This is a genomic window from Niabella pedocola (assembly GCF_021044425.1).
Lineage (GTDB): Bacteria > Bacteroidota > Bacteroidia > Chitinophagales > Chitinophagaceae > Niabella > Niabella pedocola.
Genome location: NZ_JAJNEC010000005.1, coordinates 1,622,767 through 1,638,415, shown reverse-complemented (window position 1 = coordinate 1,638,415; position 15,649 = coordinate 1,622,767). Strand labels below are relative to the sequence as shown.

The 15,649-nt window shown below is 47.8% G+C and carries 13 protein-coding genes; 7 read left to right on the top strand and 6 right to left on the bottom strand.

Annotation, left to right across the window (positions count from 1 at the left end; genetic code table 11):
- Positions 1 to 26: 26 nt before the first annotated feature.
- The 4 genes from LQ567_RS14410 (at position 27) to pdxA (ending at position 6,739) form a co-directional block, all read left to right on the top strand.
- Positions 27 to 1,628, top strand: a complete 1,602-nt coding sequence (locus tag LQ567_RS14410) for a S8 family serine peptidase (RefSeq protein ID WP_231005224.1) — start codon at positions 27 to 29, stop codon at positions 1,626 to 1,628.
- Positions 1,629 to 1,715: 87 nt separating this feature from the next.
- Positions 1,716 to 2,351: a VOC family protein gene (locus LQ567_RS14405; RefSeq protein WP_231005223.1), complete on the top strand. Its 636-nt coding sequence runs from the start codon at positions 1,716 to 1,718 to the stop codon at positions 2,349 to 2,351.
- 150 nt (positions 2,352 to 2,501) lie between these two features.
- Complete coding sequence (gene carB, locus LQ567_RS14400) at positions 2,502 to 5,360, top strand: carbamoyl-phosphate synthase large subunit (protein ID WP_231005222.1); 2,859 nt, start codon at positions 2,502 to 2,504, stop codon at positions 5,358 to 5,360.
- Between the two features lie 293 nt (positions 5,361 to 5,653).
- Positions 5,654 to 6,739: a 4-hydroxythreonine-4-phosphate dehydrogenase PdxA gene (gene pdxA / locus LQ567_RS14395; protein WP_231005221.1), complete on the top strand. Its 1,086-nt coding sequence runs from the start codon at positions 5,654 to 5,656 to the stop codon at positions 6,737 to 6,739.
- A gap of 477 nt (positions 6,740 to 7,216) precedes the next feature.
- Here pdxA and LQ567_RS14390 read toward each other — a convergent pair whose 3' ends face one another.
- From LQ567_RS14390 to LQ567_RS14375, 4 genes are all read right to left on the bottom strand, one after another.
- Positions 7,217 to 7,993: a M48 family metallopeptidase gene (locus LQ567_RS14390; protein ID WP_231005220.1), complete on the bottom strand. Its 777-nt coding sequence runs from the start codon at positions 7,991 to 7,993 to the stop codon at positions 7,217 to 7,219.
- Positions 7,994 to 8,027: 34 nt separating this feature from the next.
- Complete coding sequence (locus LQ567_RS14385) at positions 8,028 to 8,597, bottom strand: AAA family ATPase (RefSeq protein ID WP_231005219.1); 570 nt, start codon at positions 8,595 to 8,597, stop codon at positions 8,028 to 8,030.
- A gap of 55 nt (positions 8,598 to 8,652) precedes the next feature.
- The gene (locus LQ567_RS14380; RefSeq protein WP_231005218.1) at positions 8,653 to 9,231 is read right to left on the bottom strand and encodes a M23 family metallopeptidase; all 579 of its coding nucleotides are present in this window, start codon (positions 9,229 to 9,231) and stop codon (positions 8,653 to 8,655) included.
- An 83-nt stretch (positions 9,232 to 9,314) separates the two neighbouring features.
- Positions 9,315 to 9,911: a NifU family protein gene (locus tag LQ567_RS14375; RefSeq protein WP_231005217.1), complete on the bottom strand. Its 597-nt coding sequence runs from the start codon at positions 9,909 to 9,911 to the stop codon at positions 9,315 to 9,317.
- Positions 9,912 to 10,164: 253 nt separating this feature from the next.
- On the opposite strand from LQ567_RS14375, the gene LQ567_RS14370 reads away from it, so the two are divergent.
- A complete protein-coding gene (locus tag LQ567_RS14370) occupies positions 10,165 to 12,267 on the top strand; it encodes an LTA synthase family protein (RefSeq protein WP_231005216.1) in 2,103 nt (700 codons plus the stop codon).
- A 155-nt stretch (positions 12,268 to 12,422) separates the two neighbouring features.
- Positions 12,423 to 12,779, top strand: a complete 357-nt coding sequence (locus LQ567_RS14365) for an arsenate reductase family protein (RefSeq protein WP_231005215.1) — start codon at positions 12,423 to 12,425, stop codon at positions 12,777 to 12,779.
- Positions 12,780 to 12,976: 197 nt separating this feature from the next.
- Here LQ567_RS14365 and LQ567_RS14360 read toward each other — a convergent pair whose 3' ends face one another.
- Complete coding sequence (locus LQ567_RS14360; RefSeq protein WP_231005214.1) at positions 12,977 to 13,975, bottom strand: Ig-like domain-containing protein; 999 nt, start codon at positions 13,973 to 13,975, stop codon at positions 12,977 to 12,979.
- A 371-nt stretch (positions 13,976 to 14,346) separates the two neighbouring features.
- Here LQ567_RS14360 and LQ567_RS14355 point away from each other — a divergent pair, with 371 nt between their 5' ends.
- A complete protein-coding gene (locus LQ567_RS14355; RefSeq protein WP_231005213.1) occupies positions 14,347 to 14,838 on the top strand; it encodes a hypothetical protein in 492 nt (163 codons plus the stop codon).
- On the opposite strand, the gene LQ567_RS14350 is transcribed toward LQ567_RS14355, so the two are convergent.
- Positions 14,831 to 15,559: a LytR/AlgR family response regulator transcription factor gene (locus LQ567_RS14350; RefSeq protein WP_231005212.1), complete on the bottom strand. Its 729-nt coding sequence runs from the start codon at positions 15,557 to 15,559 to the stop codon at positions 14,831 to 14,833. The two genes, LQ567_RS14355 and LQ567_RS14350, sit on opposite strands and share 8 nt — an antisense overlap.
- Between the last annotated feature and the right edge of the window lie 90 nt (positions 15,560 to 15,649).

Genomic DNA, 15,649 nt, shown 5'->3' with positions numbered 1-15,649 from the left:
CTTTCATAGCTTTTATAAAAAGAAACATGAAAAAATGGATGGCAGTAACCGCTGTGTTGCTGTTTGGATCAAATACCGGCGAAGCGCAAACTGTAAAGCCGAAGATAAAAGACTGGCATTACCTCGATTATCAGCAGGATGGTTACCAGGGTATCAGTCTCAACCAGGCCTATGCCCTTCTGAAAGGCCGCAAAAGCACACCGGTGATCGTGGCGGTGATCGACAGTGGTATTGATACCCTGCAACCGGATCTGAAACCCGTGTTGTGGCAGAACCCTAAAGAAATTCCCAATAATCATATAGACGATGATGGTAACGGGCTGGTTGACGACTACTATGGATGGAATTACCTGGGCGCACCGGATGGAACAAATCTTTCGGTAAGTGTGAGCGATGACTGGCGTACCTATCACCGGTTTAAGGCACAGTTTGAGGGAAAGGACAGTGCGGCGGTTGCAAAGGACCAGCAGTGGCATTACCGCGAATGGAAACGGGCGCATCAGAAACTGGTTGAGTCGTATAACAGCGCCTCAAAGATCATTGACAACCTGCGTGGAAACTGGGAAGTGGCCGAACGGTCCAATACGATTCTGAAAAAAGCGCTGAATAAAGATGTGTTCACTTTAAAGGACCTGGACAGCATTCCGGTTTCCGATGCCAACAGGGAATGGATCGGGATCTGGAAAAGAATACTCGAAGACGGCCAGACCAGCAATGCCGGCTTTATGAAAGGGCTGGGTGACTACAAGAAAGAGCAGGAGGACAACCTGTTAAAACTGACCACAGCTCCGGAGGACTTCCGGGGAAACCTGCTGAAAGATGATGATTATGATATTACAAGGACCCGGTACGGGAATCATAATCTTACCGGCTTCAGCGGTTATCATGGCACTGGTGTTAGCAGTGTGATCGGCGCCGTACGTAACAATAGCATCGGCATTGATGGTATCGCTGATAATGTTAAGATCATGATGATCCGGGGGATCCTGGGAAAAGATGAATTTGATAAAGATGTAGCGCTTGCGATCCGGTACGCGGTTGATCACGGTGCTAAAGTGATCAATATGAGCTTTGGAAAATACATATCGCCCGATAAACATTGGGTGGATGAGGCCGTTGAATACGCCCTGTCGAAAGACGTGGTGCTGGTACATGGTTCCGGTAATGATGCCGCCGATATTGATACGGATGATCATTATCCCAATGCCTATACTATCGATAACCGGTTTTTGCCAAATATAATCCAGGTGGGCGCCAGCGGGGATGCCAGTTTGGGCGCATTGGTGGCTGGTTTTAGCAATTACGGTAAGAAAAAAGTAGACCTGTTTGCCCCGGGGCTCGAAATTCACTGTGCCATTGCCGGCGATGGTACGCAGGTGGCCAGTGGCACCAGTCTTTCCAGCCCGGTGGTTGCGGGCATTGCCGCCCTTTTACGGTCGTACTTCCCCAAATTAAAGGCGGCAGAGGTGGTAGACATTTTAAAAAGGTCCGGCACACTTTTGAAGGAACCGGTCATTAAACCCGGTACCAGCGATGAAAAAGTAATGCTTTCCGAACTTTGCAGTTCCGGCAGGATCGCAAATGCCGCCGGAGCGGTAAAACTGGCAATAAAGATAGCCGGTAACTGATAGGCGGATCACGGGAACTGTTTTCTCACAGGTTGAGTTGGAACCGGAAACGTCTGTTATTAATTGTAGCTTTGGAAAAACGTTTGTATGAAGCCTCCAGTTGTTGAAGCATTACAGGTGCAGCCCACATTAAAGGTGGACAATATTCAGGAAGCTATTGATTTTTATACGCGGCACCTGGGCTTTACTTTTGGGTTCACCTGGGGCGCCACACCTCATTTTGCAGGAGTGTTCCTTGGTGATAAGCAAATATTTTTGGCGCTGGCAGGAGCATCCTATACCGGGAGCTCCGTTTTCTTTATGATTGAAAATGCGGATGCGTTGTATGCATTTCACAAATCCAATGGAACATCCATAACGGAACCCATTGCCGACCGGGAATATGGTGTCCGTGATTATACCGTCCGGGATCCCTATGGAAATGATCTTGTTTTTGGGCATTATATCTATAATATGGAACCGCCCATCGAAATAGAGCGGGTGGATGTGCCGGTGCGATTGGAAAAACGGCTGGCCGCATTGCTCGAGGATCTGGCGGTACATAAAGGAATGTCTGTAAGCAGCTGCCTCGAGGAAATGCTATTGCATAGTTTTGAACCATATGGCAACAGCGTAGCCAGTCCGCACACCAAAACAACATTGCGGTATATTAAAGAATTAAAAGAAAAACATCATATTGATTATGATTCGCACGGTAGTTACCGGTTTGTAGAAAAGCCATAGCGTACCGGTATTGCGGTTTCTGACCGTCTTAAAAATGTACTATCGTTCGTTTTTAAAAATAAGCTGGAAATTCTTCGGTAATTAAGCCTTCTTTTTCCTGTTTTAGGCCTACTTTTGCGCAATTTATTTTTTTTAAAAGAAAACTAAAAGATGCCCAAAGATACTTCCATTAAAACGGTACTGATTATCGGTTCCGGTCCTATTGTAATAGGTCAGGCTTGTGAATTTGACTACTCCGGCACCCAGGCCGCCCGCAGTTTGCGGGAAGAAGGGATCAAAGTGGTCCTGGTCAACAGCAATCCTGCCACGATTATGACCGACCCGATGATGGCAGACCGTGTATACCTTTTGCCGCTGACCACAGAGAGTATTGAACAGATCCTGCAGGAAAATGATATTGACGCGGTATTGCCCACAATGGGAGGTCAAACTGCATTAAACCTTTGTAAAGAAGCCGAAGAACTGGGACTTTGGAAAGAATACAATGTACGGCTTATTGGTGTGGATATCAAGGCCATTGATAAGGCTGAAGACCGTGAATTATTCCGTCAGTGGATGATTGAACTGGGTATTCAGGTGGCCACAGCAAAAACGGCCAATTCATTCCTGGAAGGAAAAGAATTTGCCCAGGAGATCGGTTTTCCGCTGGTGATCCGGCCTTCTTTTACCCTTGGCGGTACCGGTGGCGGTTTTGTACATGATAAAGATGAGCTGGATGAAGCCCTGAACCGGGGTTTGCAGGCGTCGCCCATTCATGAGGTGCTGGTGGAAAAAGCGGTTTTGGGTTGGAAGGAATTTGAGCTGGAGTTATTGAGAGATGCGGCCAACAATGTTTGCATCATTTGTACGGTAGAAAACTTCGACCCAATGGGTGTGCACACCGGTGATTCCATTACCGTAGCACCTTCCATGACGCTGAGCGATACCGGAATGCAGCTGATGCGGAATACGGCTATCCGGATGATGCGCGATCTGGGCAATTTTTCTGGTGGCTGTAACGTGCAGTTTGCCATGAATCCCGAAACCGAAGAGATCATTGCCATTGAAATCAACCCAAGGGTAAGCCGTTCTTCGGCACTGGCTTCAAAAGCTACCGGGTACCCGATTGCAAAAATAGCCGCTAAGCTGGCTATTGGTTATAACCTGGATGAGCTGGAAAACCAGATCACCAAAACCACTTCGGCTTATTTTGAACCGGCACTGGACTATGTAATTGTAAAAATCCCCCGCTGGAATTTTGATAAATTTAAAGGAGCCAATGATACCCTGGGCCTGCAGATGAAGAGTGTGGGTGAGGTGATGGCCATCGGCCGCAGCTTTAATGAAGCGGTGCAGAAAGCCTGCCAGAGCCTGGAAAATAATGCCATCGGCCTGGGATACTATGGTAAAAGCCTGATGCGGGCAGAAGAACTGCTGGAATATATTAAAACGCCAAAATGGGACCGCATTTTCCGCATTAAGGATGCCTTGATGGCCGGTGTATCGGTAGGAACCATTTCAAAAGCCACCAATGGCATCGACCGCTGGTTCCTTTCGGAGATCCAGAAACTTTGCGTGCTGGAAAAGAAAATTGCGGAATATAACCTGGATACACTGCCGGCCGATTTGCTGCGGGATGCCAAGGTGAACGGGTTCAGCGATGCCCAGATCGCCGAGATCATGGGACATGGAAATACGGAAGAAGCCGTGTATGCCCGCAGAAAGGAACTGGGTATCAACCGGGTGTATAAAATGGTGGATACCTGCAGCGCCGAATTTGAAGCTAAAACCCCTTATTTCTATTCTACTTTTGATGCTCCTGCCAAATCGGATCTGAGCGCCGGCGACCTGGTGCACAACGAATCAAAAGTTTCAGACCGGAAAAAGATTATTGTACTGGGCAGCGGCCCTAACCGTATCGGTCAGGGTATTGAGTTTGATTATTGCTGCGTGCACGGACTGCTGGCCATTAAAGAAGCGGGTTATGAGGCCATCATGATGAACTGTAACCCCGAAACGGTGAGCACCGATTTCGATATGGCCGATAAGCTGTACTTTGAGCCGGTATACTGGGAGCATGTACGTGAGCTGATCGAATACGAAAAGCCCGCGGGCGTAATCGTGCAGCTGGGCGGACAAACAGCCCTGAAGCTGGCTGAAAAGATCAAGGACATGGGCGTAGCGATCATGGGCACCAGCTTTGATAATATGGATATTGCAGAAGACCGCGGACGGTTTAGCGATATGCTGAAGGAATTAAAGATCCCTTACCCTGAATATGGTTCGGCCTGGACGGTTGATGAAGCGGTGCAGATTGCAAACCGTGTGGGTTACCCGGTATTGGTGCGTCCTTCATACGTGTTGGGCGGACAACGGATGCGGATCGTACTGAACGACGATGAGGTAGAAAGAGCGGTGATCAGCCTGCTGAAACACATCCCGGGTAATAAGATCCTGATCGATCATTTCCTGGACCGTTGCCAGGAGGCTGAGGTAGATGCGATCTATGATGGAGAAAACTTCCATGTAATGGGGGTGATGGAGCATATTGAACCCGCTGGTATTCACAGTGGAGACAGTAATGCGGTATTGCCCGCCTTCAATCTTTCCCCGATGGAAGTGACCACCATGGAGCATTATGCGGAAAAAATTGCGAGGGCGCTCGACATCCGGGGCCTGATCAATATCCAGTTTGCCATCAAGGACGGAACAGTTTATGTAATTGAAGCCAACCCGCGTGCATCACGTACCACGCCGTTCATTGCAAAAGCCTATCAGATCCCTTATCTGAATATTGCCACCAAAGTAATGATCGGGGCCAACAAGCTCACCGACTTCAAATTTGAGAAAAAACTGACCGGTTATGCGATCAAGGAACCGGTATTCAGCTTCAATAAATTCCCGGGGGTAAACAAAGAACTGGGACCCGAAATGAAGAGTACCGGAGAGGCCATCCGTTTTATCAAAAACCTGAAAGATCCCTATTTCAGACAATTGTATAAAGACCGGAGCATGTTCCTGAGCAAGTAACAGCATACAATACTTTATAGTGAAGCCGGGCAAATTTATTTGTACCGGCTTTTTTACTGGCCGCTTCGTCCTATGCTGCGCGGGCTTCAGGTTCCGCATGATTACCTTGTTGCCTCCGGCAATTTGAAACTGCTCATTTGTTATGCCATCGGAATTGTTTCGGCATTTAAAAAATGATCCATCAACAGATGCTGAAACGAGTTCAGAAAGACAATACGTTGTAAACGGCTTTTGCGACTGCCACATAACGGTTTTTATCGTATTTTCACTGCTTAATTATTGAGATCCATTTTATGACGCATAAACAAAAACCAGTTATCGGGATCACTTCCGGAGACCTGAACGGTATTGGTCTTGAGCTTATTGTAAAAACGTTTGCGGACGCACGCCTGCTGGATATCTGTACCCCTGTTATTTTCGCCAATAATAAAGCGGTGAATTTTTACAGGAAAACAATATCGGAAAGCAATTTCAGCTTCTTCCATACCCGGGAATTTGAAAAGATCAATCCGAAACAGGTAACTATTTTTAATTGCTGGGAAGAAGAGGTGAACATTACACCCGGAACATTAAATGAAACCGGTGGCCGTTATGCGGTAACCTCGCTGGAAATGGCTATTAACGCGTTAAAGGAAAAAAAGATCGACGGACTGGTAACGGCGCCCATTCACAAAACCAATGTACAGTCGGAACAGTTTTCATACACCGGACATACTCCTTATCTCAAAGCCAGCTTCAATGCCAAGGATGTGGTGATGATGATGTGTGCCGAAAATATGCGCGTGGCGCTGGTAACCGAACATGTGCCTATCAGTGAAGTGGCAAAACAGATTACTGCAGAGGCGATCCTGAGCAAGCTGGCGATTATCCACAGCAGCCTTCAGCAGGATTTTGGTATCAGCAAACCACGGATTGCCGTGCTGGGATTAAACCCACATGCAGGGGATGAAGGGCTTGTAGGAAATGAAGAGCAAACGATCATTGCCCCGGCGGTTAAACAGGCGCGGAACCGGAATATCCTGGCCTTTGGCCCTTATAGCGCCGATGCTTTTTTTGCCCGCGGACAATACGAAAAATTTGACGCCGTACTGGCCATGTATCACGACCAGGGATTGATTCCCTTTAAGTCGCTGGCACAGGGCGAAGGGGTGAATTATACGGCGGGACTGGAAATTGTACGTACTTCACCGGACCATGGGGTGGCTTTTGATATTGCCGGCAAGGGGCGGGCAGATGGGGGATCGTTCCTCCAGGCCGTTTATACCTGTGCCGATATCATCGGCCAGCGTGCGGAGTATGGGGAGCAGCGGGCCAACCCGTTACGCAAGGTATCACCGGAGGTGGTTTCCCGGCTGGAAGATGAAAAAATAGAGGAATAAAGTAGCAAGTAGTATAAGTTATTGGATCCTGCCGTAATACGGCGGGATTTTTTTTGCCGCTGAGGGCCAGAAGTTTTAATGCCACTGTATGCTCCGTATTGCCCTGGCGCCCAGCGTGTGCTTCACGGGAACCGGATAAAGTTGTTTGCTTGTCGCCGCCGGCAGTGATTTGCGCAGATCGATGCACAAAATATTCAGTGTTTCAGTGGCATATATACAAAAAAATAAGAGGGGGTACGATGATCTGGAAAGATCCGGTAGCCCACTCTTAAGCCCTCTAAACCGTGGTAAAAGTAGGACGCTGAAAATTCTGTTTTAAAATTATTCGATGAATGCCCCGATTTTTAAGCCCGGGCCGGTAAAAAAAAAGGTAAAGCAAAACGGCATTTGCCGGTTTTGTGCCGCCCGGAGCTCTCCGGTTGCGGGCACAAAAAAAGCGATCCCGGAGGATCGCTGCGCTATTGCAAATGCGCTCAATTATTTCTTATACAGCCCGTCCTGTTTGGCTTTTTCTTCCACCTTGGCAGCGCGGTCTTTACTGTCCGGGTGGCTGCTCAGCATTTTCTCCGTATTGCTGGCCTTGGCGCCGCTGCTCAGTTCCGCCAGTTTGTTAAAAGCACTGGCCATTGCCATTACATTATAGCCGTTGCGCTTCAGGAAATCGTATCCGTAGGCATCTGCTTCCGATTCCTGTTTGCGGCTGTATTTCGACTCAAGAATGGCGTTGGCAAACTGGCCCAGCTGGCTTTCGCTTAATTGTGCTACGGCTCCGGACTGGGAAGCTGCGGCATCCGTAATAGCCGCTCTTTTATAAGCCGCGCGAACGGCATCTCGTGTATCCTTGTTCTTTACATGCCCGATCTCATGGCCGATCACCGACAGGATCTCTTCATCGGTCATCAGATCCATCAGTGCTGCAAATACCCGGATGCTGCCATCGGCGCAGGCAAAGGCATTGATATCCTTCACCATATAAACCTTGTAATTCAGGTTCAATCCGTCTTCACTTTTATGCTTTGCAAAGATCTTGTTCAGCCGGATGGCATACGGGTCATCCGCCTTGGCAACCGGGTTATTGGCGTCCATCCATTCTACAGCCTGGCTGGCCAGTTTGGCGGCATCGGCATCACTGAATGTGGCGGCTTTTACCCCTTTTTCTGCGGCGCCGATAGTTTTTGAGTTGAGTTTGAATTGAGCAGATGAAGTGGTGCCCAGTGTTGTGAGGATAGCGATAGAAAATACGACTTTCTTCATGTTTTTCGGTTTGGTGATAAATTTTGCACCAAAACTAAGGGGTTTCTGTTAAAACAATGTTACGAGATCCGGAATTCAATAAGCCGTCTACCGCTTTGATAGCCATGTGAAGCCGGTTAACGCCCGATCCTTTAATTTCCACCCATGGTGTATCCTGGTCGATCAGGAGGGATTTATAGATCCTGAAGAGCTCCTCCCGGGTCTGAAGGTCAGGATATTCTCTTAAGGCGTCCGGGGCCCAGGGCAGATCGGTATTACAGAGCAGGTACAAATCATAACGGCGCGCTGCAATCGTATCCAGTATAAAAGGATGGCATTGATTAAAAACGAATTCGCACCATACCTTCATTACATACATATCGGTGTCAATAAAAAGCGGTGATATCCCGGCGGTCCGGAGCCGGTGGCTGTATTTATCTTCCAGTGCCAGCTGGCCTTTTGCAATCACCAGCAGGTCATCATAGGTATAATCTTTCCCGTTTTCCACCAGGTAGGTCCGGGCATATTCCGGGCACCAGTCTGTTTGATAATGCCGGGCCAGGTCTGCGCAAAGATTGCTTTTGCCGGTACTTTCAGGGCCAATGATCACAATTTTTTTCAGCATGATTTTTTTAGTAAGCGCATAATGAACGAATAAAATGCATCGCAGCCGGAACGGCTTAGCCGGGCGGATTCCGGTATTTGCGGATCGCACGCAGGTACCGCGGACCTTTTTTGATCCGGAACCGGGTGGGCATCTGTTTAAACCGCCCGTTGCGGTCGAAGGTCCATACAATAAAATGAAGATGGGGAAAATAGGTATACCCAGTATTGCCGCTATACGCAATGGGCTGCCCCTTTTTTACCGTATCGCCGGTATGTACCAGTACCCCGTTTTTTTGCAGATGCCAGTATCCGGCCCGCGAGCTGTCTGCATGCTGAATGACTACATAATTGGCATGTACCCGGTTCGACTTTTTAATACCGCCCTGGCTCCCGTCTTCTTTTAGTCGTACCACCACACCTCCTCTTGCAGCGCATACCACAGAACCTACCGGCATCTTAAAATCGAGGGCGGCCCGGCGCTTGTGGGTAAACTGCGTAAAATAACCCTGTACCAGGGTATGGCGCACACCTTTGGGGTAAGGCAGGTCGTAAATAAAGGAACTGGTATCAATGATTTTTCCCCTTTGAAGCCGGTGCGTTTCCCGGCGCAAAGGGTTGTTCATGTATCCACAGCTGCCTGATAAAACAGCCATGACCAGGGATATGAGGACGATCAAACGCATTAAAAAGCGCCACCGGTACTGGTGACGCCAACAAATGTATTAATTCTGATGGATTATTCGGCTTCTGCCACTACTTCCTTTACTTCCGGGATCATGCGTTTCATCATTCCCTCGATGCCCGCTTTGAGCGTGATCATGGAAGACGGGCATCCGCTACAGCTTCCCTGCATCATCAGGTTTACCACGCCATCGTTATAGCTCCGGAACTGGATGGCTCCGCCATCCATTTCAACGGCTGGTTTTACATAGTTCTCCAACAGCTCCTTAATGCGTTTTACTACATCATCGTCGTCTGCAGATACTTCATTGCTGCTTTCTTTTTTAACGGTAACTACTTCGTCTTCGTTGATCACCACTTTCCCCTCTTCCAGGTAGTCTTTTAAAAACTGGCGGATCGAAGGTGTTATATCTTGCCATTCCGCATCGGTGGTTTTGGTAAGAGTAACGAAGTTACTGGCTATGAAAACAGCTTTTATAAAGGGAAAACCAAACAGTTCGGTAGCAAGCGGCGAAGGCTTGGCCGATTCTGCATCCGGGAAATCAATGCTTTTACCGGGGTACAACAATTTGTTAGCCACAAACTTCATTGTTTCCGGGTTCGGAGTCATTTCTGTATAAATACTGATCACTGGATTACCTGTTTTTATCATGATATGCTGCTATTAATTTACAAAATTAACAATATTTGACCGTATTGGTTTAAAAGAGTAGACCGCGTGGTATAACATTTTCGGGTACGGGTTGCCCGTTGCGTTTCCCCCGGACAAATTCAGGGTTTTACAGCTCCTAAAAATGCGATCCACCGTGAATAATCTGTATCTTGTCCTGAATATTCTGCCGGAGCCTGCGATTGTTCCGGGACAGTCGGTAAATCCATACATCTGTTTGAGAAAAAATATTTAAATGGTTGATAATAAAGGTGTTTTAAGTGAGCGGTTTAAGCCTGTGGCGCTTTTGTATCTTACAGGGATCGTAATCAATTTTATTACGCGCCTGGTGCTGCTTTGTGTTTCATTTGCGGATCTTTCGCTGGGATTGAAAAATATCGCGGGAATTTTTTTCATCGGCCTGTTTTATGATATTTGTTTCTTGTCTTTTGTATCCATTCCGTTTATCCTGATCGCTTGGCTCACGAATGACCTCCTTTTCAAAAATCCCTGGAAAAAAGGGATGATTGTGCTTTTTATTATCGGGATCATTCTTTCAGTGATCCGCAACCCGATTCCAAAGGAGTTTGATAAAAAGCTGCCCTGGGTGTTTACCGGGTTGGTGGTGCTGTTGTTTGGAATTTATCTGCTGCTTGCTTCTAAAACAGATGCCTATCGCCACCGCTGGAGAACCCGCGGGATGAAGGTGTTCTTTTTTATAGTCCTGTTTTTGTTTGTCTTCAATATCATCAGCGAGTATTTCTTTTGGGATGAGTTCGGTTCCCGGTATAATTTTATTGCAGTAGATTACCTGATCTACACCAATGAGGTTGTGGGTAATATCCGGGAATCGTACCCTATCGGCTGGATCATTGCAGGGGTATTGCTGGTAACCTTACTGATATTCCTGCTTATCCGGAAGCGCCTGGATGGCTGGGCATTTGCCCGGCCGGGTTTTTCAAGGCGATCGCTGCTGGCGCTGGGATTGCTTGCCGTACCAGTACTGGTGTATTTCCTGATCAATAACCGGATCAAAAATTTCAGTGATAACGATTATGTGAACCAGCTGGCCGGTAACGGCGTATATGAATTTGGTGCCGCCTTCTGGAATAACGACCTGGATTTTTACCGGTTCTATAAAACGGTACCGGATCGGGAGGCGTTAACCGAAGTACGGAAACAGTTGCTGGAACGTTCGCCCACAGACAGCTTTTTTAACAATGACACTTTTTCCATTGAGCGGATGGTCAGTTACCCTGGTCCGGAAAAACGGATGAACGTGGTACTCATCAGCATTGAAAGCTTCAGCGCCGGGTTTATGGGCACATTTGGCAACACACAAAATATTACGCCCTATTTGGATAGTCTCAGCCGGCAATCCATATTTTTTAATAAATGTTATGCCACCGGCACCCGTACCGTACGCGGACTGGAAGTGCTTTCACTGGCTATACCACCCATACCCGGACAAAGCATTGTGCGGCGGCCCAATAACGACAGCCTGTTTACTATTGGCGCCGTGTTGCGGGAACGGGGTTATACCACGCAATTTTTATATGGCGGGTATAGTAGTTTCGACAATATGGGGCCTTATTTTTCGGCCAATGGCTACGAAGTGATCGACCGCTCTGCGCTAAAGCCGGAGGAGATCCACTACGCCAATATCTGGGGCGTGGCGGATGAGGATATGTTTACCCTGGCTTTAAAGCAGTTTGATAAAAATGCGGCAACAGGAAAACCATTTTTTGCACAGATCATGACGGTTTCCAATCACCGGCCATATACCTATCCGGAAGGGCGGATCGATATTTCTCCAAAATTGCAGAAGCGGGAAGGAGCAGTTAAATACACGGATTATTGTATCGGCAATTTCCTGAAACAGGCGGCTGCAAAACCCTGGTTTGCAAATACTGTATTTGTTATTGTTGCGGATCATTGTGCCTCGGCAGCCGGTAAAACAGACCTGCCGGTTACGGGGTATCATATTCCGCTGTTTATTTACAGTCCGGCCAACCTGCAGCCACAGGTAGTGGATCATATGGTTTCCCAGATAGATGTGGTGCCAACTATTTTGGGGCTTTTGAATAAAAGCTACCGTTCCAAATTTTTTGGCCAGGATCTGCTGCGCATGCCGGCCGGAAAGGACCGGGCGTTTATCAGCACATATAGCGGACTGGGTTATTTAAGAGATAGTCAGCTGATTGTACAAAAGCCGCCGCTTAAAGTAGAACAGCAGCGCCCTGATTTCAGCTCCGGAACTGCTACAAAAATGAAGATGAATGATAGTTTATACCGGCAAGCCCTAAGCTATTATCAATTGGCAGAAAAGATCTTTAAATCCGGCGGATACAAGAAATGAAATTTAAAATAATGAATGCGGAATGCAGGAGGGGTGATCTTTTTTCCGGCTGCACGGCTGCCGATAGTCCGCTATCAGCAGTCAAATGATATCTGCCAATCTCAAATCTCAAATCTCAATTCTCGAATCTGAATTCTCGAATCTCAACTCTCAACATGAAAAAAATATATTACCTCGCCACCTGCGATACCTGTAAAAAAATAATGGAAGATGCCGGAATCAGCGCGCAAAGCGGGTTTCAGCTGCAAGACATCCGTACGGAAAAGATAACGCCGCAACAGTTAAGCGAAATGAAACAGCTTGCAGGGAGTTATGAGGCGCTGTTCAGTCGCCGGGCACTGCTGTATAAGGAACTGGGATTAAAAGATAAAAAACTAACAGAAAGCGATTATCGCGATTATATCCTTAAGCAGGATACGTTTTTGAAGCGCCCGGTGGTGATCGTTGGCGACCGCATTTTTATTGGCAGCGAAAAGAAAAATGTAGAGGCGCTGACGGCCTTCTTATCCTGATAATCATATGCACGGTGCTCCTTTGCGGGATCCGGTTATATAGATATGCAGCGCCCCCTGCGGGAGACGCTGCGTAAAAAGATGCTGCGTGGAAGGACGCTGAAGTGTGCGATCCGCCGCGGTTGACAAGCTACAACGGGTCTTCATCGTAGTGTTGCGGCCGGCTCATAAAATAACAATGCATCACTATCTCACCATTAAGGCAGTTCGATATTGATGGGTACGATCCACCAGTTGCCATACCACACCATCACTTCGGGATCTCCGGGGATAAAGGTGATCTGGGTGCTGCCTGATGCCTGTTTGGGCTGCATACCAAAATCCGGCTTGAGGTTAATGCTTTCTGCCATACGGATATCGGGGCCGTTCTCCAGTTTCAGCTCTAGTTTATAACGGCCCAGGGGAATATTGTTGATGTAAAGCTCATTGCTTTCTACCACTTTGCGGATATTGAAGCTGATCTTTTCATCGGCATGCAACAGATCCAGCGGCGTAAGTTTTATAAGGATCACCGAACCCACCGGAAAACTTCCGGGCAGGGGCAGCGACTCAGTACGCAGGCTGTACGAAAGATGTATGGAACCGCCCATATAGCTGCTGGGCCAATAGGGGCCCTTGATGATCTGCTCCGGTTGCCCCTGGCCATAAGGAAGCAGCACAAAGTTTTTTACAGCCCCGTTTGTAGACGTGAAGCTTGCCAGGCTGCTGTCTGCAGGAAACAGGGACACCGGTGCCTTTCCTGATTCATAATCCATCAGGTATTTGGCTCCCCAAACGGCAACGGTACCTACGGGAAGCAGGATCTCATAATAGCCATTGGCATCCGTTTGACCGGAGGCTGAACTGTAGGTACCGCCAATGATGGAAGAGCGGATGCCGATATCAGCTCCCTTCAGCGGGCGGCCATAGATATCTTTTACATATCCCCGCATGGTATTTTGTTTAACGGATAGACTCCGGAAAGCAGGCAACTTGCTGCGTTGTTTTCCCATTAGATCCACATAAGTGCGGGTGCCGGCAACCGTAAATTCCCGGGAAGATGCGGGCAGTTGCTGAAAGGGAACAGGTGTGCGTACTTCATCTGCAGGAGAAGGTTTGCCCGGATCTTCATCTGAAGATGGGCCTTCTTTTTTGGAGCAGCCAGCAAAAAAAAGCGCCAGTAGGCATAGGGTAGCTGCAATAGTTCGTTTTTTCATTTTAATAGTTGATTTTAGGTTTATCAATACCCTTTAAAAAGGCCCGCGCAAGATAAATTGCGATCGGCCGCTGGTTTGAGTTATTCTTCTAAATCCATATACGGCAGTTGAACAACAGCATACGGGGATGAACAGACATAATACAACCGGGCTTCTCCGCAACCAGATGATGATTGCGATTATATGAGCCTGGTGGGAGGGAACCAAAACACGGAACATTTGAAACCCGCAACTGGCCGGCATGGAAGTGTAAATGGTATTTGTCGATAAAACCGGCCTTTTGTCTTCCGGAACCGCTGCTTGTAGAAGGGGCGGCCCGGAAACAGAATGGCCGCTTAGTTTTGCCGGAAAATTCAAACGTATTAACAACTATGAACAGAACAACCGGTTGGCCGTTGGGGCACCTGTATGGAATTTTTATCATAAGCCTCTTTGCGGTTGCTTCCTGTCAGCTGCAGGCGCGTAACGCTTCGGAGGGCGAAGTGCCTTTCACAGAAAAGAACTGGCAACTGGTTTCGCTAACCGTACAACCCGCAGTAGACTGGGATCTGGACGGCAAGCTGGAAACGGATATTGCTGCAAAACTGGATCTTTGCGAGCGGGATAACGGTCTTCTTTTCAGGAGCAATCGCCGGGTACTCCGGTTTTACGGCGCTGCCCGTTGTGAGGAGGAAACGGCACAAAGAGAAACCGGAAACTGGACCTACGATGCCCTGCAGAAAAAACTAACGGTAAATGAAGAAAACACCGGACCTAAAGTATACGAAGTCGCCATATCCGAAACAAGCCGGCTGGTGTTGCTGCACCGGTTTAACAATGGCAGCCGGGAACACGAAATGACGGCTGTTTATACTATTAAATGATCAGGTTTTTGATATGGCCCAGGTAGTTCCGGCCCACGTTCAGCTCCAGCCCGTTATCCATTACCAGTAAGGTTTTGCCCGCATCGCGGTAAAGCTCCTGTACGTGATCCATATTTACAATAACAGAACGGTGTATGCGGATAAACTTGGCCGGGTCAAACTTCCCTTCGATAATGCTGATGCCCAGTGTACTTAAATAGGAGCCCGATGCTGTATGCACTTCGGTATAATCGCGGTTGGCCTTCATATAAATAATAGCTGCCACCGGTATATTCTGGTATCTTTTTTTATGTTCCACCATGATGCGCTCGGGATAGCTGCCTCTTGTTGCGGTAACCTCCGCCATCAAGCTGGAAAGCTGCTGGGGCGTTGTGTTTAAACGGGTCATGGCATTATCAAAGCGTTCGCGGGTATAAGGTTTCAGCAGGTAATCGACGGCATTGATCTCAAAAGCCTTAATGGCATACTGGTCAAATGCAGTGGTGAAAATGATGCGGGGCACGTGCTCAATACGCTGCAATACTTCAAAACCATCGGCGCCCGGCATCTGGATGTCGAGAAACACGAGGTCCGGCTCCATCCCGTTAATGTATTTGATAGCTTCAAGTCCATTGTGGCATTCGCCTGCCACAAAAAAATGATCATGGGCTTTCAGGTATTGCTTTACCAGTACTCTTCCATGTTCCTCATCATCCACAACCAGTACGGATCTTTTTGACATAACCGTTTTTTGCTAGAAAGGGTAAATAAGAGCCAAGATAAACCGAATTCCTGAATGTCGTTGTTCTTTTCGACAAACAACACCAGGACC

Excerpts from the sequence above, each read along its gene's own strand:
- LQ567_RS14375 (WP_231005217.1), bottom strand. The coding sequence starts at position 9,911 with ATGATAAAAACAGGTAATCCAGTGATCAGTATTTATACAGAAATGACT.
- LQ567_RS14385 (WP_231005219.1), bottom strand. The coding sequence starts at position 8,597 with ATGCTGAAAAAAATTGTGATCATTGGCCCTGAAAGTACCGGCAAAAGC.
- LQ567_RS14370 (WP_231005216.1), top strand. The coding sequence starts at position 10,165 with ATGGTTGATAATAAAGGTGTTTTAAGTGAGCGGTTTAAGCCTGTGGCG.
- pdxA (WP_231005221.1), top strand. The coding sequence starts at position 5,654 with ATGACGCATAAACAAAAACCAGTTATCGGGATCACTTCCGGAGACCTG.
- carB (WP_231005222.1), top strand. The coding sequence starts at position 2,502 with ATGCCCAAAGATACTTCCATTAAAACGGTACTGATTATCGGTTCCGGT.
- LQ567_RS14360 (WP_231005214.1), bottom strand. The coding sequence starts at position 13,975 with ATGAAAAAACGAACTATTGCAGCTACCCTATGCCTACTGGCGCTTTTT.
- LQ567_RS14390 (WP_231005220.1), bottom strand. The coding sequence starts at position 7,993 with ATGAAGAAAGTCGTATTTTCTATCGCTATCCTCACAACACTGGGCACC.
- LQ567_RS14410 (WP_231005224.1), top strand. The coding sequence starts at position 27 with ATGAAAAAATGGATGGCAGTAACCGCTGTGTTGCTGTTTGGATCAAAT.
- LQ567_RS14405 (WP_231005223.1), top strand. The coding sequence starts at position 1,716 with ATGAAGCCTCCAGTTGTTGAAGCATTACAGGTGCAGCCCACATTAAAG.
- LQ567_RS14355 (WP_231005213.1), top strand. The coding sequence starts at position 14,347 with ATGAACAGAACAACCGGTTGGCCGTTGGGGCACCTGTATGGAATTTTT.
- LQ567_RS14350 (WP_231005212.1), bottom strand. The coding sequence starts at position 15,559 with ATGTCAAAAAGATCCGTACTGGTTGTGGATGATGAGGAACATGGAAGA.
- LQ567_RS14365 (WP_231005215.1), top strand. The coding sequence starts at position 12,423 with ATGAAAAAAATATATTACCTCGCCACCTGCGATACCTGTAAAAAAATA.
- LQ567_RS14380 (WP_231005218.1), bottom strand. The coding sequence starts at position 9,231 with ATGGCTGTTTTATCAGGCAGCTGTGGATACATGAACAACCCTTTGCGC.